Source organism: Lacrimispora sp. BS-2 (assembly GCF_040207125.1).
GTDB lineage: Bacteria > Bacillota > Clostridia > Lachnospirales > Lachnospiraceae > Lacrimispora.
Genome location: NZ_CP157940.1, coordinates 671860 through 694723 on the forward strand (window position 1 = coordinate 671860; position 22864 = coordinate 694723).

Sequence of the window (22864 nt, forward strand, 5' to 3'; positions counted from 1 at the left end):
ATGGCCAGCAAACAGTTTAAATCTACATATTTGGATAAATTGCTGTTAAATAAAAAATCTAAAAAACAATAAAAGGTTTGCAGCCCCGCCAGGTTCAATCAGCCTCTTTTTTGGCTGTTTGAAACTTGACTGGTAATAAACAAGGCAGTATAGTATAGCTTATACTAACAGCTTGCTGAACTATATTTTTTGATAGTATTAAGACGAGAGAGGAGCTTGTAAATGGAGCATAAATTCTATATAAATTCAAGAAATGGATATGCCGCTATGTTAGAGCAATATAGAGCTATGCATGAGCAAATTGGGGAAGCTCGTTTCTTGCCTAACCACGATAAGAGTAAGGGCATCGTTTATGATATAAAGCCGGAGTATGGCAAAGGCACCATACAAATATATAATTTGCTCGGCAATGTTATGCTGCTCATCTATAACTTTGTGTTTTATAAGGATATGGTGACAGTATTTGATTTAGCAGGCAATTATTTTGAAATTGAATACTGCATCGATGGATGCATGTATATAGAAGAAGAAAAAGCAGGAGATACCTGTTTTGAAGCAAACAATTTATCCCTCTCTTTATCCCAGGATATGAAAGGCATCATCAGGCGCTTTGCGGGGCAAAAGTATCAGGGAGTTTCTATAACAGCAGACAGGCAAGCACTTTCCTCTTATTTTGGAAGTACCGGAGCCGGTTTATGGAATGATACAATAGAAAAACTGGAAGATCAGTTCCGCTCAGAGTACTATTTAGGTTTAAACGCTCCCCCTGAAATAGCTGCTGCTTTTCTGCAAATATTTAATTGCCGCCTTCCTGAAAAGACCCGTACTTTATTTTACGAGAGTAAGGTTATGGAAACATTATCAATGATTATATCCAACGAAGTTATGAAGCGTGAAACATGTGAGCTGACAGCACTCACTCCTTATGAATTGCAAAAAATCAAGGAAATTCCTCAAATCTTACTTGAACAGCCATTTGAATTACCAAGTATCCTTTCCCTGTCTAAAAGGTTGGTCATTAATCCTAAAAAACTTACAAAGGGTTTCAAGCTGGTCTATGGAGATACTATTTTTAGCTATCACAGGAAATTTTCATTACAGCGGGCATCTTCCATGTTGCTGAATACGGAGAAATCAATTAACGAAATCGCCTATGAGATTGGCTATTCAAGCTCCAGCAATTTTTGTGCAGCATTTAAAAAGCAATATGGTATTACCCCATTAAAATATCGGGAGTCCTCTGTGCTGCGTAATGCAGAATAAGTTCTCCTTATAAAATTTTTTTGAATTTCGTATTTAACCACAGGCTGATACCTGTGGTTTTTTATTTATTAATATAGGCATTCTCTCAACATAAATCGGCATCGTAAGCAGTATAGTCCTTAAGCATTTATGATGTACAATACACTGTGAGTTAGCAATGACTAACTAATTATAATACAGGAGTGATCTATATGCTTAAAAAAACAACATCTATTTTATTGGCAATCATCTTTTGCCTTACCGCATTGACTGCTTGTTCACAACCATCAACAAAAGAAAATGGGGATTCCAACCAAGTATCAGCCAGCCAGACCAGCCCCACGCAACAGGCCGGTTATTATCCTTTAAAATTTACTGTTTATGATGATAAAGGAAATGAAGTCCAGCAGACCGTTCCTGAGGAGCCAAAGAGAGTTGTCGTAATTGGGCAGGGCCTTGCAGAGTTGATGATTCATTTTGGGGAAAAAGAAAAGATTGTGGGACTGGCCTATTTAGACAAATCTTATTCCAAATATGAGGAGCAGGTGGAACAGCTTCCACTGCTCACGGATACTTGGCCCTCAAAGGAGTCTGTTATCGCTCTAAAGCCTGATTTAATTGTTGCGATGTCTTCAGCATTTACCGACGAACGCCTTGGCGATATTTCATTTTGGAATAAAAGGGGAATTCCTGTACTTCCAGGTATTAACTACACCATGGGCCGTACAATTGACAGTTTTTTTGACGACATCAATAATTTGGGAGTAGTACTAAATATGAAAGATAAAACAGATGCTTTTGTAGAGGATCAGAAAGCACGAATTAAAGGTATTCAGGACAAAGCTTCCCGGGCAACTAATAAACCAAGGGTTTTGCTGTTTGCCGGCGGTCAGAATGATACTTATTATTATTATGGTCCCAGCCTCTGTGTCATTGATGAAATGGTGGAAGGCGCAGGCGGTGAGTACATAGAAGTATCACAGGATACTTATGTGGAAATGTCGGCCGAATCCATTCTTTCCATTAATCCTGACAAAATGATTGTCACTGAGTTCCAAAAATCCGATAGCAATGCGGCAGAGCATTTGTTGTTTGAGAATTCAAGCCTGAAAAATGTTACCGCAATTAAAAAAGGGAATGTAATGGTGGTTGATTATACGAATGCAATTCGCGGAAGCCTTGATCTTGCGGACTTATATGAGGATGTTGCCGAGTTTGTTCATCCCGAACTGTTTAAGGAGGGATGAGCATGGTTTCAACATACAAAGAAGAACAAAAGAACCCCTCCCGAATGTTTAACGGCAGTTTACAAAAGCGGCCTGCATTCTCAATTATTCTTGCAATTTTACTCGTCGCTGTCGTTATGTCAGTTGTAATTTCACTATCCATTGGACAGGTAAATATACCCTTTCAACAATCCTTTCAAATATTGGTACATCAACTGACCGGGTATCAGATCCATGATGCCGGTGAGCAGCTAAACGGTATGTTTGTGGATATTATCTGGCAAATCCGTTTTCCAAGGGTTTTGCTGGCAATGATTACGGGGGCTGGGCTGGCACTTTGCGGAGTAGTAATGCAGGCTTCCGTACAAAACCCATTGGCAGACCCCTATATTTTAGGAATTTCATCTGGAGGTGTCTTAGGAGCAACCTTTTCAATTATGCTTGGGTTTGGGGCCGGAGGAATACTCGGAGAATTCGGAGTAGCATCATGGGCATTTATTGGTGCGCTGATTGCGGCAGCACTTGTCCTGGTCCTTGCCAGTATTGGGGAAAAAACATCTTCTGTCAAGCTGGTTTTAGCGGGAACTATAATTAATGCCATATGCAGTGCATCTTCAAACTTTATCATTTATTTTGCTAAAAACTCAGAGGGTATCCGTTCCGTATCCTTTTGGACAATGGGAAGTCTGGCATCAGCAGAGTGGGATACTTTGCCTCTTGTGACTGCGTCGGTAGTTATGGCAACAGCCTTTTTCCTGTCTCAATCAAGAGTGATGAACACGATGTTAATGGGAGAAGAAGCCGCAATCACCCTGGGTGTTAATTTGAATTTTTACAGACGGTTATACATGGTGATTTCTTCCGTAGTAACAGGCGTTTTAGTTTCCACTTGTGGAATTATTGGGTTTGTAGGCCTTATTATTCCTCATATTGTCCGAGGTGTCGTGGGAGCGGATCATAAACGGCTGGTCCCTGCGTCGATTCTTTCCGGATCTTTATTTATGATGTGGACAGATGTTTTTGCACGGACAGTAATTCCAAATGGAGAACTGCCAATTGGCATCGTTACTTCACTTCTTGGTGCACCTGTGTTTATGTATATGCTGATTAAAAAAGGCTACAGGTTTGGAGGGAGATAAATTGAATTTAAAAGCAGATCACATATCAGTCACCTTATCGGGGACAGATATTGTAAAAAATATCAGCATTCAAGTGGATCATAAACAGTTTGTTGGGATCATTGGACCCAATGGATGCGGAAAGTCCACTTTGCTGAAAAGTATTTATAAAGTTATCAAACCGCAAGAGGGAACTGTCTTTTTAGGGGATAAGGATGTTTTAAAATCATCTGCGCGTGCCATTTCAAAAGATATGGGTGTGGTAGGCCAATTTAATGAATTGGATTTCGATTTTACTGTCCATGAGATGGTAATGATGGGGAGAACGCCCCATAAACACTTAATGGAATCTGACAATATGGAGGATTATAAAATCGCAGCCAATGCCTTAGAACGAGTTAACTTGACAGAGTATGGGGACAGAAGCTATTTAACATTATCTGGCGGTGAAAAACAACGGGTAATATTGGCAAGAGCAATCGCTCAACAGCCTGAATTCCTGATTCTTGATGAGCCGACCAACCATTTGGACATTAAATACCAGCTTCAGATTTTATCAGTTGTCAAATCATTAAATATTGGTGTTCTTGCAGCTCTCCATGATCTTTCCATGGCATCTGTTTACTGCGATTTTCTTTATGTAGTGAAAGACGGACGGATCATAGCTTCAGGAAGTCCAAAAGCAGTGCTGACAAAGGAGCTTATAAGGCAGGTTTATGAAATCGATTGTGAAATTTACTCTAATCCGGTTACCGGAGATTTAGCAATTGCATATCTGTCTCAAAATAACAGGCGTCAGGAGGGAAGAAATACATGGAACTTGATATGACCAAAGGAAATCCTTCAAGGATTATTCTGAAATTTTTCATTCCGTTGTTTATAGGAGACTTGCTTCAACAATTTTATGGGATTATTGATGCAATTGTAATAGGAAAATTCGTAGGCACAGATGCATTTGCAGCAGTTGGCTCCTCGGGTGCTGTAATTGTGTTTATTACTTCTATTTTAATAGGACTTGCTATGGGAGCTTCGGCAATTTTCTCTCAACTCTATGGCGGCAGGCAGTACGATGAACTGAAACAAACGATTTCTACTGCTTTAATATTTTTATTTTGTATCAGTGTGTTGATTACAATTGTAACATCAGTCTTTTTACCGCAGATCATTAACCTTTATCAAATGCCAAAGGAAACTGCTGCCTATGCTGCAGACTATTTAAAATATGTTTTTTACGGTTTTATTTTTGTTGGTATGTATAATGCATTTGCTTTTTTATTACGGGCATTCGGAGATTCAAGAACACCGTTGTACTTTTTGATCCTCTCATGTATATCAAATCTCATTTTAGACTTGCTCTTTATTGTGGTACTGCACATGGGGACTGCCGGCGCAGCCATTGCCACCCTCCTTACGCAAGCTTTCGCTGCGGTAGGATGCGGCATTTATACAATAAAACGAATGCAATTTTTGAATTTTCAGAGGAAAGACTTTCGATTCAGCGCCTCTGTTTTTAATAAAATCGCTGCGTTTTCCGTATTGACAGCGCTGCAACAGTCAATTTCCAGCTTTGGAATGATGCTTATTCAAGGGTTAGTCAATACCTTTGGCTCAACTGTTATGGCTGCATTTGCAGCCTGCTCCAAAATCGACTCTGTTGCCAATGCTCCTTTGCAGGATCTGGGTAATTCTTTTTCTACTTATACTGCGCAGAATGAAGGTGCTGGAGAAATAAAAAGAATCCGGCAGGGATTTCGGTCGACTTCAAGGATTATCATAATCCTGTCGGCAGTAATCAGCATTACCGCATTTGTTTTCGCCCCAAATTTAATAACACTCTTCGTAAATAAAGATGCAACAGAGGTAATAGCAGTCGGTGTTGGTTATCTTAGAATTGTCTCCGTATTTTATGTATTGCTGGGCTTTATCGTTATGTTTTATGGTTTTTTCAGGGGCCTTGGAACCATTAAAATATCAATCCTTCTGACCATAGTGTCACAGGGATTAAGAGTAGTGCTGGCCTATTCATTTGCTCCTGTTAAAGGATTTTCGGGTATTTGCTGGGCGATTGTTGTGGGATGGTTTTTGTCAGACTTATTAGGATTTTACATGTACAAAAAAGTTATGCCGCAGAAGGCGGCTTAGATGAATCAAAAGTATTTTGTATGCAAACCAAGGCTTCACCAGCATCAAACGGCATGGTTCAGCCACCAGAATCTAAAAGTTGAAAGCTGCAGCGTATTGCCGGGTCAGAACATTAAGTCTGAATCAGAGGTGCAGCCTTGGTAAGCAAATGAAATCGTATATAAAGTGGCTTTAAATCAATAAATATGATTATCAAGACAGATGTTTACTAATTGGAAGTCAATTTTTGAATGATCTGCTGATGCTGAGGATATTTTTCTAATAAATCATTTCTTTTAAATAACTCAAAGTCTCTGAATTCAAATCCTGGCGATACCATGCAGCCAACTAATGCATAGCCTTTATTATTCATAGCGGAACCAAATATATAATCTTTTGGCACCAATACTTGAGGTTTCTCGCCATTTTCAATATCAAGTCCAAGCTGTTCCGTGATAAATTCCCCTTTTGGGCTAATCATATAAATAGTCAGGGGAGAACCTGAATGATAGTACCACATTTCATCAGATTTCAATCTGTGGAAATTAGATACTTCTCCGTCCCTAAGTAAAAAGTAGATACTTGTCCAAAGGATTCGTGAACCTTCAAAGTCAACCTTTAAATCGTTTGAGGTTATATTTTCTTCAGACGCATAAATCTCCTTATAAAATCCACCTTCCGGATGGGGTGTCATGTCCAAGTTTTTAATAAAGTAATCTGCTGTATTCATTGTGATACTCCTTTCAATTTTTCCTTATTTTATTATATCTTATTATTTGGATATGTAAATTTAATTCCACAAATTTCATACAATTTAAAGTATTTTTTTATTTCGCTGCACCAGTATTTAAAAGGTGGCTGATACTTTTTATGAAAAAACATGGTATAATAAGGACAAATCGTTAATCTGCGACCCGATTTTAATTCTTGATGAAGCAACATGCAGTGTTGATACAAAGATGGAGAAAGAGATACAAAAGGCTTTGGTCAGACTCATGCAGACCACATTATGGCGATCGGTGACGGGCAGATCCTTGAAAATGGAAATCACCAAAGCCAGATGAAAGAGGGGGCGGTTATTATGAAATGGCCATGAGCCAGAAGGGAAGGGCATTCCAGGAAATAAGTATAATGTTACTTAACCGCCTTATCCATAAGCTTTGATTGAATGTATTCGCTGGGAGTCAGAGTCGTATATTTTTTAAAAACAGTGGAGAAATAGCTGCTGGTATTAAAATTGAGCTTCATGGCCACCTCTGTTACAGGAATATTCTGGAGAAGCAGTAATTTTGAACATTTCACTTTTTTCTTGTTGATGTAATTCCGCGGAGAGACGCCTACGATCCGCCTGAATTTCTGCTTAAACTGTGAAACGGACAGATTACAGATCCCGGCCAGGGTATGAAGCGATAATTCTTCCGTGACATGTTCCTCAATGTACTGGACTGCTGCTTCAATATCATTGGTCAGATAATATCTCTCCTCTTTGGCGGCTGCGATCATCAATTGGAAGAAGATAATCAGATATCCGGCAATCAACAGGCGGTTTCCATTGGATAAGGCCAGCTCAAAGGCTTTTTCAATCACAGGACGGGTTTCCTTGATATCTGTTGATACAATATGTCTTTTTATGCTTTTTAAATCTTCAATCAGTTGTTTGGCAGTCTCTTCATTTAAAAATAACAGGTTTTTCGGATCGCTGATATCGACCTGGAACCAGTACTGTTCATTGAGGGTAATGGGAGCTTCGTTTGTGCTGTGTACCTCGTCAGGAAAAGAGACAAAGATATTCCCTCCGGAAACTTCATATTCCGTTTCCTGGGTATAGAAGGAAATGGTTCCCTTGGATACAAAGGTAAATTCAAACGTATTTTCATGATAATGGGGTATATGAGGAAAGATTGCGTTGCGGATATTATGAGTGGCAAACAGACGTATGCCCGGTAAGTCCAGTTCCTGTTTTGTCAGAACGATGCGGTCTTTTGAATGAAAATATTCATCATACCAGTTGATTGGTGAATCCATGGTTATACCTCCCGGTAATTTAAAATTGTACAGTGTATAAATTAAATTGTAATATAAAACTGCAATTGTTACAATACCGATATGGAAGAATAGGGATGGAATGCAATGGAAATCAGAAAGGAGCAATTTATGTTATTTAATCTTTTAAAATCCAGAAGAAGCATTAGAAAGTTTCAAACCAGAGAAGTTGAAAAAGAGAAGATGGATGTAATTCTTAAAAGTGCCCTGCTATCACCTTCATCAAAGTCCATAAGACCCTGGCAGTTTATTGCCGTCACCGATAGGGAACTGATTCAGCGGCTCTCTCTGTGCCGGGAACCTGCTTCTAAATTTTTAGCAGGTGCTCCTTTTGCAATTGTAGTAATAGCGGATAAAGATTCAAGTGATGTATGGGTTGAGGATGCATCCATAGCGGCGACCATGATTCAATTGGCGGCGCAGGATTTAAGCCTTGGGTCATGCTGGATTCAGGTAAGAGAAAGATTTCATACCGGGCAAGAGACTGCGGGGGAATATATTAGAGAAGTTCTGGAGATACCGGAGCAATACAGTGTTGAATGTATGATTGCCATTGGTTATCCTGCAGAGGAAAAAAAGCCGTATGAAGAAGATGCGCTGCCATATCAAAAGCTCCATTACAACAAATTTTGAATTTAACCGAATCGAGCAGGGGGCGGATCATTGTAAGAAAAGACCTCTTGCCGCAGGACTAAAATGATGTGCCCCTAATAAGTTAGACTTTATTAGGGGCACATCGTAGGCTTGTATACATCTTCCTTTTTATATGACTGCCCTGACAATGATAGGAATCAGTGCTTTTACCCGCCGCATTTTCTATGAAATGGATCATTTACTCTTGGCTTAAATACTTTCAATTTCACGGATCAGGTTGACCATTTCAATGGCCCCCACAGCGCAGTCAAAGCCTTTGTTGCCGGCCTTGGTGCCTGCTCGTTCAATGGCCTGCTCAATATTTTCTGTGGTCAGTACGCCAAACATAACCGGAATATCACTGTTTAAGGATATACTGGCAATGCCTTTGGATACCTCATTGCACACATAATCGTAGTGGGTTGTGCTGCCGCGAATGACTGCACCAAGGCAGATCACCGCATCGTATTTTCCGCTTTTTGCCATTTTAGAGGCAATCAGAGGAATTTCAAATGCTCCGGGAACCCATGCAATGTCTATGCAGTCATCCCTGACCTCATGACGCCTTAGTCCGTCCAAGGCGCCGCTTAGCAGTTTGGAAGTTATAAATTCATTGAATCGTGCGGCGACAATGCCGATTTTAATATCCTTTGATACGAGCTTTCCTTCAAATGTTTTCATTGTAAATTCTCCTTTAAAAATATGTTAATAATTCAAAATATGGCCCATTTTTCTTTGCTTGGTTTTTAGGTAAAACAGATCATGTGCAGTAGCATCCATCTGGATTGGAATTCTCTCTGTAATCTCAATACCAAAACCAGAAAGCTGATAGACTTTATCCGGGTTGTTCGTGAGCAGATGCAATGTTTTTACCCCAAGGTCACGGAGAATCTGGGCACCGATAAAATACTCCCGCATATCCCCGTCAAAGCCAAGGGCGAGATTAGCCTCTAAAGTATCCAGCCCTTTATCTTGAAGGGCATAGGCACGCAGTTTATTGATCAGGCCGATTCCGCGGCCTTCCTGACGCATATATAGCAGGATCCCGCGGCCTTCTTTCTCGATTTGTGTCATTGCTGCCGCAAACTGCTGCCCGCAATCACAGCGCTCTGAGCCGAAAGCGTCTCCGGTAAGGCACTCGGAATGAACCCGGCATAAAAGATTTTGACCATCACCGATCTCACCCTTTACCAACGCCACATGATGTTCCACGTTTAGCTTGCTGATATATCCATAAACCTTGAAATCACCGTATTTTGTCGGAAGATCTGTGCAGGTAACCTGTTCAACAAGCTTATCATTTCTTTTGCGGTATTCCTGTAAGTCTTTTATGGTGATTATCTTAAGCTCCCATTTCTTCGCCAGTTCCATTAATTCCGTGGTGCGCATCATGGTTCCGTCCTCCCGCATAATCTCGCAGCACAGGCCGCATTCCTTTAAGCCGGCCAGCCGCATCAGATCCACAGTGGCTTCCGTATGTCCGTTGCGTTCCAGTACGCCGTTTTTTCTTGCCAGCAGAGGAAACATATGACCGGGCCGGCGGAAATCCTCTGGCCTTGCATTTTCCTCCACACATTTCATGGCAGTGAGACTGCGTTCTGCTGCTGAGATTCCGGTGGTGGTATCCACATGATCAATGGATACAGTAAAGGCTGTTTCGTGGTTATCGCTGTTATCAGAGACCATCTGAGGGAGCCTCAGCTTTTTGCAAAACTCTGCGCTCATTGGCATGCAGATGAGACCTTTGCCGTACATTGCCATAAAATTAACATTTTCCGTGGTAGCAAACTCAGCGGCACAAATAAAATCCCCTTCATTTTCACGGTCTTTATCGTCTGTCACAAGAACAATTCTTCCTTGCTGCAGCTCATTCAGTGCTTCTTCAATGGTGTTGTATTGAAACATATCGATTCCTCCTAAAAGCCGTATTTCTTAAGAAAGCCGGCTGTGATATTATTTTCAGGCTGCTGAATGGCCATCAGCCGTTCCACGTATTTACCGATACAGTCGTTTTCAAGATTGACCGTATCTCCAATGCGTCTGCCTGGCAAAATGGTCATTGATGCTGTGTGGGGGATGACAGAAACGCTGAAGCTATCCCTTTTAACTTTTGCTACAGTAAGGCTGATTCCGTCAATAGCGACAGATCCTTTTTCAATGATATATCTCAGAATATCAGGGGTGGTTTTAATCGTGTACCAAACGGCATTATCGTCCTTTTGAACGGCAGATACCGTTCCGGTGCCATCGATATGGCCTGAAACAATATGTCCCCCGAATCTTCCGTTTGCCGGCATTGCCCGTTCTAAATTGACAGGACTCCCCGTTGATAAATTTCCAAGAGAGGAACGGTTAAAGGTCTCGTTCATAACATCGGCAGTAAATCCGCCTTGAGAAAAGGCTGTAACCGTGAGACAGACACCGTTCACAGCGATACTGTCTCCCAGGCGGACATCCTCCATGATTTTCTTTGCCTGAACAGAGATAAAAGAAGATTCTGGGCCTTTGCGGATGGTTTGAATTTTGCCGATTTCTTCTATGATTCCTGTGAACACCGGATCACCTCGCTTTCCAATAGAATATCCTCCTCAACCCATGAAATAGTCGGTTTGCCCAGATGAAACGCCTGATCAGGGCTATCTACGCCAATGCCCATTACCGGAGTTTTTCCGCTGCCGCCAAATAGCTTAGGGGCAATGTAGGTCTGTACTTTGTGGACGATTCCGCTTTGCAGGGCAGACCAGTTTAAGGTGCCGCCGCCCTCCAGCAAAACACTGTCGATTTTTCTTTCACCAAGAGCTGTCATAAGGCAGTTCAGATCCATATGACCTTCTTTCGGGGGAAGTACCAAAATGCCGCAGCCTGCTTCCAGATAAGGGCGGTGTTTGTCTTTGTCCGTAATTACCGTTGCAAGGAGGGTGGAGGCAGTACCGGTGGTAGTAACAATCCTTGCGCTTAAAGGCGTTTTAAGATGGGTATCGCAGACAATACGGAGCGGATTTTTGCTGTTTTCCAGCCGGCAGGTCAGCAGCGGGTCGTCCGCAAGGACAGTGCCAACCCCCACCATAATGGCAGAATAGCGGTGCCGGTCCTCATGAACACGGTGACGCGCCGCTTCACCGGTTATCCATTGGGATTTTCCAGTGTGTGTCGCAATTTTTCCGTCCAAAGTCATGGCGTACTTCATGATCACATAGGGTGTTTTGTTTTGGATGTAGTGAAAGAAACTCTGGTTCAGTGCGTCACATTCCTCTTTTAAAACTCCTTTTGTCACCTCGATTCCACAGGAACGTAACAGCTCAATGCCTTTTCCTGCTACCAACGGGTTCGGGTCACAAGAACCGATTACCACATGGCGGATCCCGCGTTCCAGGATCGCGTCAGTGCAGGGGGGTGTCTTGCCGGAATGGCAGCAAGGTTCCAGTGTCACATACATGGTTGCTCCCTCTGGCGATGTGTGACAGCTTGCCAGGGCGTTGCGTTCCGCATGGAGCTCCCCGTATTTCCGGTGATATCCATGTCCGATAATCTTACCGTCTTTTACGATAACCGCTCCAACCATGGGATTTGGATTTGTCCAGCCACAGCCTTTCTTTGCAAGCTGTAAAGCAAATCTCATATATTCTGTGTCAGTCATGCAGCACCTCCTAAAAAACAAAATACCTTGAACAAAGTCGTTCAAGGCATTTAAGGTATCACACGTATTGACAGGTATGTACTGCAATAAAAAAAACTCCGGAACAAAAAATAGTTCCAGAGCAAATTTACATATACAAAGAAATACTGTGACTTATCATCTTCTTTTATCCAGACTATACTGTCGGCTTCGGAATTGCACCGAATCATGCCTTGCGGCTCGTGGGCTTTACCACCGGTAGGGAATTTAACCCTGCCCTGAAGATATTATTCAATTAAAATCATTATACTCCTTGTTTTGTATTTGTCAACTAAAAATATTGTGTTTACAATAAAAAGGATATAATGGCTGTTTTTTGGTTCATATGATAAGCGCAGCTAAACTGTTTTTACAGGCAGTAATGGACATCAGGGGTAAAATAGCCTTCTTAATATTTGGTGGTTTCATGCATAAGCCGGATACATGAATGCTTTTATTGCAATAGAATGTTGACACCAACCGTTATGTCTGCTTTAATTTTATTATAAACAAGTTGTTATTCAGGTAAAGTATGTACATTGTGCATAAAATTAGAGGAGCGGGTTATTTATTCAGTGAAGTGAAGGGGTGGAGTGGTGGATATTCAATTTAAAGAAGGGACTGTAGAATATTTAGACTGTTGTATGAAGGCAATGGAAAATTCGGCAATGTGTACGTCTTATTTTCAATCGGAGAAAAGCAGAAAAAATGCAGTGATGGAAGGAATAAATAAAGGAACTCTGTATGTTGCTTTGTGTGATGGTGAATGCGCTGGTTTTGCATATTTTATTTCAGAAGGCGCCTTTCACGCATATCATTATCTGCATTTAATTGCTGTTAAAGAGGAATACAGGGGGAATGGGGTAGGAAAGAAATTACTGGAATTTATAGAAGATATGCTTTTTAAAACCAGAGATAAAATATTTTTAGTGGTTGGAGATTACAATCCGGGTGCAAAGATTTTTTATGAGAAATCAGGATATAAGTACATAGGAACGATTCCAGGCCTTTATCGCAAAGGAATTGATGAATATTTAATGATGAAGGTATATGATGGGGGAGATTAGTTTAGGCAGAACCGCTCACCATAGAAACCCACTTTAACTTTTAGTAAATGCATTTATAGATTGATAGCTTATAATTTCACCATGGAACATCACCATGAAGTTGGGGAGTAATAAAATGAGTTTAGATTTCAACATAAAGACCCTTATATTCACAGTTGTTATAGGGCATCTTTTTTCTGGAATATTAGGTATCGCCTACATGGTCCAACATAAAAAGGATTCTTCTTTATATATTTTTTTATTTGCAAGGCTGTTTGATACCTTAGCATGGGTTTTTCTTGGGTTACGGGGCATCATCAATTCATTTATTTCAATATCGGTGGGTAATTCCTTTTTAATTATTGCCCATACCACGCAGATTATTGCCTTTTTAATTATTAAAGAATGCTATAACAAATTGATAAGACGGGCGTATTTTATTGCTGCCGCCATTTCTATTGTTATGATCCATCTGGCCTTATTTTTGCATAATGTGGAGGGTGTGCGGGTTTCAATTATGTCCATCAGCATGATTATACTGTGGTGCTTCCCAATTTATGTATTATTAATGGATAAAAATTCCTCGGTTTTACAGAAGACGGTTGCTTTTATTTATTTAACAGAATTCGTTTTGCTTATTTTAAGAGCTTTTGTGGGAATAAGTTTAAGGGAATCCATGTCTTTGACATCAAATAATATATATAATGTTTTGTTTTTCGTTTGCTTATATCTGATTATGTTGATCGGGAATATTGGTTTTATCCTTATGGCAAAGGAAAAGTCGGATTTGGAATTAACTAAGGTTGCTGCATATGACGAACTGACTGATATATTTAACCGCAGAGCGTTCTTATTGCGGGCAAAAGAAAACATTTCATTATTTACGAGAAGAAAGGAGCCTGTTTCATTCTTTCTTATTGATCTGGATAACTTTAAAAAGATAAATGATGTTCATGGCCATTATGCAGGAGATATGGTACTTAAAGATTTTGCAGTGAATATAAAAAGTCAATTACGGGATTATGACCTGTTCGGCAGAATTGGCGGCGAAGAGTTTACGGTGCTGCTTCCAGGAACCAATGAAAAGGAGGCTTTAGAAGTTGCAGAAAGATTAAGAAGGATTGCAGAGAATGCTTCTGTTAACGTTGGCAGAGATCATGCTGTAAAATATACTATTAGCATAGGAATCATTACAGTTATTCCAGATGAAAACACTTCCATATACACACTGTATAAAATAAGTGATGATGCTTTGTATGCGGCGAAAAGGAATGGGCGAAACCGGATAGAAGTAATTAAATTATGACAGTACATTGGATATTATAAATGTAATATTCAATGTAGAAGAAAAGCTAAACTGCTTCCTTAAAATAGATAAGGAATTAATAGAATATCATTATTTATAATAGCTTCACTGACAGTAGTTGTCAGTGAAGTTGTTTTATTATAAAGATAAGATCACTTTTTCTCGCGGCTGGTTATTTAATCAACGCTTGAAAAATTAACAAATGGAGGATATGTGTATGAATAAAAACGTTGTATATCTTTATGTGTTTGATACAATGGCTGATTGGGAAATAGGTTATTTAACTGGGGAACTGAACTCGGGAAGATATTATAAAAAAGGCTTAGCCCCATCTAAAATCGTTACGGTGGGAATTAAAAAGACTCCTGTTATTACAATGGGAGGCCTGAAAATATTACCGGATATAGAACTTGATGAGTGCACCATGGAAAACGCAGACGCTTTGATTTTGCCTGGCGGAGATACATGGACAGAAACGGTCCATGATCCCATTTTGTCTATGGCAGAACAGTGCTTAAAGGAAGGTATTGCTGTAGCGGCGATTTGTGGAGCTACAATAGGTCTTGCCCGGAAAGGATTGCTGGATTCAAACTGGCATACAAGCAATGACCTGGAATACCTTAAAATGATCTGCCCAGGCTATAGGGGAGAACAGTATTATAAGCAGGAATCTGCCGTAACTGACGGGAACTTGATAACTGCTTCCGGAATAGCCCCGTTGGAATTTTCCCTGCATGTCCTTAAAGCTCTGAATGTGTTTTCTGTAAAGACATTAGATGCCTGGTATAATCTTTATAGGACACGTAAATCTGAATATTTTTATGAGTTAATGTGCGAAAGATGAATACCGGTATAAAATGATTCAGAGTATCAGGAACCGACAGAAAAATATTCCGGTTCCTGATATTCCTATGTCTGTTCAGCTAAGAATTGCTATAGCTCATTTTTAAGGTCAACCCCATATTCAGCCACAACCGTTTTCAATTCCTCAAGGTACATTGCTGCCTGCCTTGTCAACTGAATATCCTTATGGGAGATCCAGCCAACCTCAATCGAATCGTTAACGCGGAGGGGGATTGCCGTGATATTATTACCGTTTAAGTCTGCGCTCACAATTCCAGTGGAAATTGTATAACCGTTAAGCCCGATCATAAGGTTAAATATCGTGGCCCTGTCACCGACATGAATATCTTTTTTGGCGTATTCCGTGCTGAGTATTTCCTCTGAAAAATAGAAAGAGTTGTAATCCCCCTGTTCAAAGGACAAGCGTGGGTAATCGGCCAGATCTTTAAGTGTCACATATTTTTTCCTGGCAAGAGGATTGGAGGTACTTATAAAAACATGAGGAACGGCGGAGAAGAGCGGATGAAATGTCAGATTGTTTTCCCTCAGCAGCTTTTCTAACACCTGGCGGTTAAAAGTGTTCATGTAGAGTATGCCGAGTTCGCTGCGCAGGTTTTTAACATCCTCCACAATCTCAAAAGTCCTTGCTTCCCGTAATGTGTACTCGTATTCATCGGCATCGGTTTTTTTCACCATATTAACAAACGCATTCACAGCAAACGCGTAGTGCTGGGTAGATATGGAGCACAGCCGACGGGAAGGTTTCTTGTTCAGCCATCGTTGCTCTAAGAGGCTGGCTTGTTCAACCACCTGACGGGCGTAGCCCAGAAACTCCGTACCGTCAGTGGTCAGAGATATGCCTTTCGGAGTCCGGGTGACAAGTTCGTGTCCAATTTCCGTTTCCAAGTCCCGAAGAGCGTTTGAAAGGCTTGGCTGGGCAATAAACAATCGTTCGGCGGCTTTGTTAATGGAACCGCAATTTGCTGCTTCGATGAAATATTTTAACTGTTGTAATGTCATTTCATTTTCCTCTCTTACACAACCGGCTGTATCAACGCCCAAGAAATATTCTGGGCTGGAACAGTTCTCCGTTCTCACAGGTCAAAAGGATCATCATCATCCGGCTCATGTTGGCCTCATCATAATTTCCCGAACTGTAATTTGCCAATAGCTGTAGTGAATTTATTGTACTGAAAAATGTTGAAAGAATCAAGGGACAATCAAGGAGGGCAGATCATGTTAAAGAATATAAGTGACTTATTTGCCGGAATTGTAATGACCATTTTTTCGCTGGTTTTATGGATAGATAGTTAGGATAAGGAAAAAATTACCAATTAAGAACAGGAAATTCCTATAAATTTTATAAATCTGACAGGAAATTAATAAAAAGGCATAAAAAGTGCTACAATATAATATTGCGCTATTTTTTATAGAAAAACAGACAAACTATCTGTAAAGAGATTTCGTTATGTCGGAAGGATTTCTTAAATAAGGAGGAGCTTCAATTGCAGAGCTTGTTGGAAAAAACTAATTTTTATATAAATTCACCTTTTCTTCTGAATATTTTATTGATCCTGGCTGTATTGATCTGTTTTGTACTATCCTTGTTGTATTACCGGCGTTATCATTTTAGTAAGAAAGTGCATTTCCCAGCCTGTTTTCAGGGAGAAGAAAATAAACTTGATCCAAGTGAGTGGGAGAAGCAGATGCTTGATCTGGCAGAAAGCCATAGCCAGGTCAAGTTGGTGGGACATAGCTTTGTTCTTAATGATTATAATCAGGCCGCCTACAAAAAGCTGAATAAAATAAGAGACAGCATCTCTTCCGTATCCACCGATATCATTTCCCTGATTCCGGCAGCGCGATGGCTCTTTGACAATTTCCAGATGCTGTACCGGGAAATTAAAAAGGTCCGTACCTCGGGAACCAGCTATGCCGTATTGCCGGTCCTGGAGTCAAAAGAATACCGGAACTTTCCACGAATTTATGTTGTGGCAAAAAAAATGGTGGCTCTTTCCGGCGGCCACTTAAGTGAAGAAAACATTTCTGTGATGTTGAATGCTTATCAGCAGAAAATTCCGCTTACGGATAAGGAGATCTGGGTTTTGCCGGAAGTGCTGGGCTTTTGTATTCTTGAAGAAATTATTGTTATTGCGGATGAAATACTTCATATGATTGATGTGAAGTCAAAGGCAGAAAGGTTTCTCCGGGATAAGCTGGCAGATAAGAAGGGACCGGCCGATATATCAGCGCTCCTTTGTAAAACAGAGGATAACTTAAGGCAGAACTACTCCTTCCATGCTCATGTAATATACCTGTTAAGAAACATGTCTTTTGATGAGGCTTCCATTCAAAAATACCTGGAGCATCATTTTTCTTCCCTGGAAAGGCAGGTGAAGACCTCCGGCATATTCATGGAGGAAGGTAAAATTGAATCATTTCTTGAGACAAATATCAGGACTTTGATTGTCAGCCTGAGGGATATCAATGAAGTGGATGAGGAAAAATTCTTTGAGGAATATTCTTGTCTGGAGCAGATTTTATCACAGGATCCGGATGGGATATATCCAAAGATGGATTTGGAATCCAGGGGAATGTACCGTGGGGTCATTGTTAAATTATCCCACCGTTATCATCTGCCGGAGGAAAAGATAGCTAAAGACTGTCTGGAGTTGGCAGTTCAGGGAAGGGATGACCTTCATTGCTCTCATCATGTGGGAGCCTGGCTTTTGGGTAAGGGTTATCCGGTTTTAAAAGCAAAGACGTTAGGAAAACCGGTCTCTCAAAAAATAAAGAAAAGGCTGAATGTAAATGGCTTCCTTTATTTCCTTACCCTGTTCCTTATTATTCCGGCACTTTGTGCCTGCCTGCTCTATGCTTTCCGGACCCTTGGCGGACTTGAGAATACCAGCCGGCAAGTAATGATCCTTTTGGCAGCAATGCCGCTTTTAATGGGTATTTCCATAGAGATTACAAATTTTATATTTACCAGAAGAATTAAGGTCAGGAAGATTCCTTCCCTCAACTATTTAGAGGAAATACGGCCGGAAGCAAGAACCTTTGTGGTCATGCCGGTTATTGTCTCCTCAAAGGAACAGGGCCTGGGGTACATGGACCGCCTTCAAAAGCATTATCTGGCAAACCGGCAGTCCAACCTTTTTTTTGCACTGCTTCTTGATTTTGAGGATTCTAAAGAACAGTTCATGGCAAAGGACCAGGTAATTGAAAGCGCCCTTGTTGCCCGTATGAAGGAACTCAATGAGCTCTATCCGTCGGAACACCAACGTTTTTCTCTGTTCTTCCGCTGCCGCAAATGGAATAAAGCGGAGAATTGTTATATGGGCTGGGAGCGTAAAAGAGGAAAGCTGGAAGAGTTTAATAACCTTTTAAATGGAGCGGGAAAGGAGAATACCACCTTTTCCTCTATTTACTGCGACGAAAAGCTTCTTACCACCTTCCAGTACGTGATTACACTGGATGCGGATACAAACCTGCTTCGTGACAATGCCGCAAAACTGGTGGGACTGATCGATCATCCCTTAAACAAACCGATTCTGGATTCCGCAGGTCAAAAGGTAGAAGAGGGCTATGTCATTATTCAGCCCTCGGTAAGAAATCATATTGTGGATAAGAACGGCAGCAGGTTTACGAAAATCTTCGGAGGGGAATCAGGCCTTGCTCATTATGGGACTGTAATATCAGATATTTACCAGGATATTTTTAATAAAGGAATCTATACCGGGAAGGGCATTTATGATAGGAAAGCCTTCCATAAGGTGCTGCAAAACAAGGTGCCGGAAAACAGGATTCTCAGCCATGACCTTTTTGAAAGCTGCTATGCACGAACGGCTTTTTCCAGTACAGTTAAGATTATGGACAATTTTCCAACCAGTGTTTTATCCTTTACCAAAAGGGAGCACCGATGGCTGCGGGGGGACTGGCAGCTTTTACCCTGGCTGTTTTTAAAAAAGACCAGGGGCGGAAAGAACTTATGCGCGCTGTCAAAATGGAAGATCTTTGACAACTTAAGAAGAAGCATGGTTCCTTTAAGTAAGACACTGTTTGTACTGTTAAATCTGGCATGGATGCCAAAGGCATATTATCTTTGGTTACCCATTGTTTTCTTTAATGATATATTTACCCTGGTGATCCTGTTACTTGCAGTGATTACCCAGAAGCTGATCCGTCCAAAGCTTGCCCTTGTTTATAAAAGCTTTTTTAGGGAGCTTGCTGCCATGCTTTATAGGGCATTTCTGGAGTTTACAATCACTCCTTACCGTGCCTATGTGGCATGTGATGCAATGATCAGGACTCTGTACCGGATCTTTATCAGCAAGAAAAACCTGCTAAGGTGGAATACGGCGGAAGCAGTGGACGCCTCCATTGTCAACACCAGAAGAGGATATTTTCTTACGATGTGGAGTTCTCTTCTTCCGGCCATTGCCCTTTTAATCATTTTATTTATGGGATATTTAAACCCGGCAGGAATGGTTTTGACGGCAGTCGTAATTGCTGACTGGTGCTTTGCCTCCCAAATCGCTTACCAAATCAGCCAGCCGGAAAAGAAGCATCAGCTAAGCAATAAAGCCCAGGATAAAGAACTGCTTCTGGATACTGCACGCAGAACTTGGCAGTTTTTTAAGGAGCTTTCCACTAAGGAAAACAACTGGCTCTGTCCGGATAATTACCAGATCGGGGTGGTCGAAAAAATCAGCGATAAAACATCGCCCACCAATATGGGACTTCAGTTTCTGGCAACCCTGTCAGCCCGGGATTTTGGATTTGAGACTTTAAGCTCTACGGTTGAAGCCGTAGAAAACCTGATGGAAACGGTTCAGAAAATGCAGAAGTTTAATGGGCATCTCTATAACTGGTATCACATTCAGACCCTGGAGGTATTAAATCCTGCCTATATATCAACCGTTGACAGCGGCAATTTCCTGGGACATCTGGTTGCTTTGAAAAACGGCCTTTTAGAGCAGATCGACAAGCCGGTTTATCCGGAGAACTTTCTGTCTGAACTTAAGATCGCGGTTGAAAACAGCAATGAAGAAATTCAAATGAGGACAGGAAGTCCTGCCGGAAATGAACTTAAGACTAGCTACCAAAGGATAGGGGAACTGATCGATGATATTGGGGTAATCCGGGAAGACTTAAACGAGAGGAACCTTACACCGCTTAAAGATTACCCCTGGACCAGACAGCTAAAGAATCTCATTGACAGCACGGTAAAGGAAGCCGAGGCATTAAATTTGAAGGAAGAGGCATTGTCTTCTTATCCTTCCCTTCGCAGTATTGGGCTGGGGGACAATAAATTTGCGGATAGCATGATGGAACGGATCGGAGCCATCAGTAATAAGATAGACAGTATTTTAACAAATGTTGATTTCCGTTTTTTATTTAATGAAAAGAGAATGCTGTTTCATATCGGATATCATGTTTCATCCCATACACTGGATGAAGGCTGTTATGACCTGATGGCGTCAGAATCAGCACTTACAAGCCTTCTTGCCATAGCCATGGGAGAAGTGCCGTTAAAGCACTGGCATAAACTGGGAAGACCGCTGACCATTGTGGGGGGAATTCCCTGCTTTGTGTCTTGGAGCGGTACGATGTTTGAATATCTGATGCCAAATCTGGTATTCAAGGAATACGAAGACTCCGTCTACGCCCAGACCTCCAGGGCAGCGGTACTCCAGCATATGAAGTATGCAAAGGAGTCGGAGATACCCTGGGGAATATCGGAATCCCAGTATTACCGGTTTGACTTAAACTCGAATTACCAGTACAAAGCCTTTGGTGTTCCAAAGATAAGACTCCAGCCGGTCCGTAAAAATTCCCTGGTGGTTGCGCCCTATGCAACCATGCTGGCACTGGATATTGCAGAAGAGGAGTGCCTTAATAATTTAAAACGGCTGAAGGAATTAGGGGCTTACGGCATTTACGGTTTCTATGAGTCCGTTGATTTTAACGTACCGAATTCTGTGGATCTGACCCCTTATTGTATTGTGAAATCCTATATGGCCCATCATCAGGGGATGAATCTGGCTGCAATTAATAATTACCTGAATGAGGGGATTCTTCGGGAGAGGTTCCACGGGGAGATGATGATAAAAGCCACAGAAGTACTGCTGGAGGAAAAACGCCAGTCCTATTTGATTTCCATTGCCAAGCAGGGATATACAATAAAGATCGGAAAGCCGCTTTTTAAAGAAGACAGTTACAGTAACCGGTATATTAACCATACCGGCGTCAATTCACCAGTTGTGAATTATTTATCAAATGGCAAGTATTCCCTGATGATAACCACCGATGGGGATGGCTTCAGCAAATATGAGGACCGGATGCTTTACCGTTTCCGGTCGGATATTTATGCGAATACAGGTAATTATATCTATATCAAAGACATGAAAAAGGGGAAGGTCTGGAGTGCCGCCTACCATCCGACCAAAAAGCCGCCGGAGGATTACCAGGTGGTGTTCAGTCCCCACCAGGCGGAATTTAAACGAAGAGATGGGGATATTTCATCACACATGATTGTCAGTTTGAATGCGGACCATAACTATGAGATACGCAAGATCACTTTTACCAATCATGGAAATGAGGAAAAGCAGCTGGAAGTGACCAGCTATTTGGAGGTGGTGGATGATACCCATCTGGCGGAGTTAAGCCATCCGGCATTTAATAAGCTCTTTCTGGAAAGCGAGTACCTGGAAGAGCAGGATATCTTCCTTGCAAAAAGGCGGCGTAAGAAGGAGGATGATAATCCTTATGTAATGCACATGGTAAGAACAGGTACAAAGCTATGCAAAAAATTAGAATATGAAAACGACAGAAAACGTTTTATCGGAAGAAACAACACCCTGGAGAATCCGGATTCTGTGGTTAACAGCATTGCATTTTTAAATAATTCAGGCTTTTGTAATGATCCGATTATGAGCCTCCGGGCGCAGCTCAGCATAGGCGCTGGTGAAACCGCCTGCATTTCTTTCATAACCGGAGTGTGCAGCAGTAAGGAGGAAGCAATAAAAATTGCAGGGGAATTGAATGTAAGCTACCGGATCGATGATATCCTGGAGAAATTCCGGCTTCAAACCAATCTGGAGCTAAAGTATCTGGAGATTACAAGAACCCAGTTAAACGCCTTTCAGGATTTAATCAGCCCGGTCTTCTATTCTTCGTATATTTACAGGGGGCCGGATGAAAATATAAGGCGGAATTTTATGAATCAGAGCTTTTTATGGAAATTCGGAATATCCGGCGATAATCCTATTCTGCTTTTAATGGTCCGGTCCATGAAAGAGGAGAGAATTGTAAAGGATGCACTAAAGGCTTACGAATATATGAGAATCAACCGTGTTATGGTAGATTTAATCATCCTGATTGATTCCAGGCCTGGTTATCTGCAGGAGGTGGATGAACTCATCAACGATATGACAAGCTCTCTTCGAATTTATGATTCCAGAAGTGAGAAGCCAAGCTTTTTTACGCTGCATACCTATGAGCTGAAACCGGCAGAGCTTGATTTGCTGTACACGGTAGCACGGGTTGTATTTTCAGAGAAGACGGGGATTTATTTTACCAATGTTAAAGAAAACCAGTATGAATTACTTGAGGAATATTAGGCTTTA

The 22864-nt window shown here is 41.2% G+C and carries 17 protein-coding genes and 1 riboswitch; of the genes, 10 read left to right on the plus strand and 7 right to left on the minus strand.

Features of this window, described 5'->3' with window-relative positions; all coding sequences use genetic code 11:
* The first annotated feature begins 222 nt into the window (after positions 1 to 222).
* The 5 genes from ABFV83_RS03300 (at position 223) to ABFV83_RS03320 (ending at position 5728) form a co-directional block, all read left to right on the plus strand.
* A complete protein-coding gene (locus tag ABFV83_RS03300) occupies positions 223 to 1263 on the plus strand; it encodes an AraC family transcriptional regulator (protein WP_349947516.1) in 1041 nt (346 codons plus the stop codon).
* A gap of 191 nt (positions 1264 to 1454) precedes the next feature.
* Positions 1455 to 2489, plus strand: a complete 1035-nt coding sequence (locus tag ABFV83_RS03305; protein ID WP_349947517.1) for an ABC transporter substrate-binding protein — start codon at positions 1455 to 1457, stop codon at positions 2487 to 2489.
* Between the two features lie 2 nt (positions 2490 to 2491).
* The gene (locus ABFV83_RS03310; RefSeq protein WP_349947518.1) at positions 2492 to 3607 is read left to right on the plus strand and encodes an iron ABC transporter permease; all 1116 of its coding nucleotides are present in this window, start codon (positions 2492 to 2494) and stop codon (positions 3605 to 3607) included.
* 1 nt (position 3608) lies between these two features.
* Positions 3609 to 4415 (plus strand): ABC transporter ATP-binding protein, encoded by an 807-nt coding sequence (locus ABFV83_RS03315; RefSeq protein WP_349947519.1) that lies wholly within the window; start codon positions 3609 to 3611, stop codon positions 4413 to 4415.
* Positions 4400 to 5728 (plus strand): MATE family efflux transporter, encoded by a 1329-nt coding sequence (locus tag ABFV83_RS03320; RefSeq protein WP_349947520.1) that lies wholly within the window; start codon positions 4400 to 4402, stop codon positions 5726 to 5728. The genes ABFV83_RS03315 and ABFV83_RS03320 overlap by 16 nt, the downstream gene beginning before the upstream one ends.
* 208 nt (positions 5729 to 5936) lie before the next feature.
* Here the strand turns inward: ABFV83_RS03320 and ABFV83_RS03325 are convergent, their stop codons facing one another.
* Both ABFV83_RS03325 and ABFV83_RS03330 read right to left on the minus strand, forming a co-directional pair.
* Positions 5937 to 6437 carry a cupin domain-containing protein gene (locus tag ABFV83_RS03325; protein WP_349947521.1) on the minus strand — a complete coding sequence of 167 codons (501 nt, stop codon included), beginning with the start codon at positions 6435 to 6437 and terminating at the stop codon, positions 5937 to 5939.
* Positions 6438 to 6841: 404 nt separating this feature from the next.
* Positions 6842 to 7732 (minus strand): AraC family transcriptional regulator, encoded by an 891-nt coding sequence (locus tag ABFV83_RS03330; RefSeq protein ID WP_349947522.1) that lies wholly within the window; start codon positions 7730 to 7732, stop codon positions 6842 to 6844.
* Between the two features lie 129 nt (positions 7733 to 7861).
* Between ABFV83_RS03330 and ABFV83_RS03335 the strand changes: the two genes are divergently transcribed.
* Positions 7862 to 8383, plus strand: coding sequence for a nitroreductase family protein (locus ABFV83_RS03335; protein WP_349947523.1), 522 nt, complete (start codon positions 7862 to 7864; stop codon positions 8381 to 8383).
* 210 nt (positions 8384 to 8593) lie between these two features.
* On the opposite strand, the gene ribE is transcribed toward ABFV83_RS03335, so the two are convergent.
* The 4 genes from ribE to ribD are packed head-to-tail and all read right to left on the minus strand — an operon-like array spanning position 8594 to position 12020.
* Positions 8594 to 9064, minus strand: coding sequence for a 6,7-dimethyl-8-ribityllumazine synthase (gene ribE / locus ABFV83_RS03340; RefSeq protein ID WP_349947524.1), 471 nt, complete (start codon positions 9062 to 9064; stop codon positions 8594 to 8596).
* A 24-nt stretch (positions 9065 to 9088) separates the two neighbouring features.
* Positions 9089 to 10288 carry a bifunctional 3,4-dihydroxy-2-butanone-4-phosphate synthase/GTP cyclohydrolase II gene (locus ABFV83_RS03345; protein WP_349947525.1) on the minus strand — a complete coding sequence of 400 codons (1200 nt, stop codon included), beginning with the start codon at positions 10286 to 10288 and terminating at the stop codon, positions 9089 to 9091.
* An 11-nt stretch (positions 10289 to 10299) separates the two neighbouring features.
* Positions 10300 to 10938: a riboflavin synthase gene (locus tag ABFV83_RS03350; protein WP_349947526.1), complete on the minus strand. Its 639-nt coding sequence runs from the start codon at positions 10936 to 10938 to the stop codon at positions 10300 to 10302.
* Positions 10920 to 12020, minus strand: coding sequence for a bifunctional diaminohydroxyphosphoribosylaminopyrimidine deaminase/5-amino-6-(5-phosphoribosylamino)uracil reductase RibD (gene ribD, locus ABFV83_RS03355; RefSeq protein WP_349947527.1), 1101 nt, complete (start codon positions 12018 to 12020; stop codon positions 10920 to 10922). The genes ABFV83_RS03350 and ribD overlap by 19 nt, the downstream gene beginning before the upstream one ends.
* Positions 12021 to 12174: 154 nt before the next feature.
* Positions 12175 to 12289, minus strand: a riboswitch (FMN riboswitch).
* 417 nt (positions 12290 to 12706) lie between these two features.
* On the opposite strand from ribD, the gene ABFV83_RS03360 reads away from it, so the two are divergent.
* The 3 genes from ABFV83_RS03360 to ABFV83_RS03370 all read left to right on the plus strand — a co-directional run bounded on the left by ABFV83_RS03360 (position 12707) and on the right by ABFV83_RS03370 (position 15234).
* Complete coding sequence (locus tag ABFV83_RS03360; protein WP_349948854.1) at positions 12707 to 13105, plus strand: GNAT family N-acetyltransferase; 399 nt, start codon at positions 12707 to 12709, stop codon at positions 13103 to 13105.
* Between the two features lie 115 nt (positions 13106 to 13220).
* Entirely contained in the window at positions 13221 to 14390 is a 1170-nt protein-coding gene (locus ABFV83_RS03365) for a GGDEF domain-containing protein (protein WP_349947528.1), read from the plus strand.
* Positions 14391 to 14607: 217 nt separating this feature from the next.
* The gene (locus ABFV83_RS03370; RefSeq protein WP_349947529.1) at positions 14608 to 15234 is read left to right on the plus strand and encodes a type 1 glutamine amidotransferase family protein; all 627 of its coding nucleotides are present in this window, start codon (positions 14608 to 14610) and stop codon (positions 15232 to 15234) included.
* Between the two features lie 89 nt (positions 15235 to 15323).
* On the opposite strand, the gene ABFV83_RS03375 is transcribed toward ABFV83_RS03370, so the two are convergent.
* Complete coding sequence (locus tag ABFV83_RS03375; protein ID WP_349947530.1) at positions 15324 to 16253, minus strand: LysR family transcriptional regulator; 930 nt, start codon at positions 16251 to 16253, stop codon at positions 15324 to 15326.
* Between the two features lie 686 nt (positions 16254 to 16939).
* On the opposite strand from ABFV83_RS03375, the gene ABFV83_RS03380 reads away from it, so the two are divergent.
* Complete coding sequence (locus tag ABFV83_RS03380; RefSeq protein WP_349947531.1) at positions 16940 to 22858, plus strand: glucoamylase family protein; 5919 nt, start codon at positions 16940 to 16942, stop codon at positions 22856 to 22858.
* Positions 22859 to 22864 lie beyond the last annotated feature (6 nt).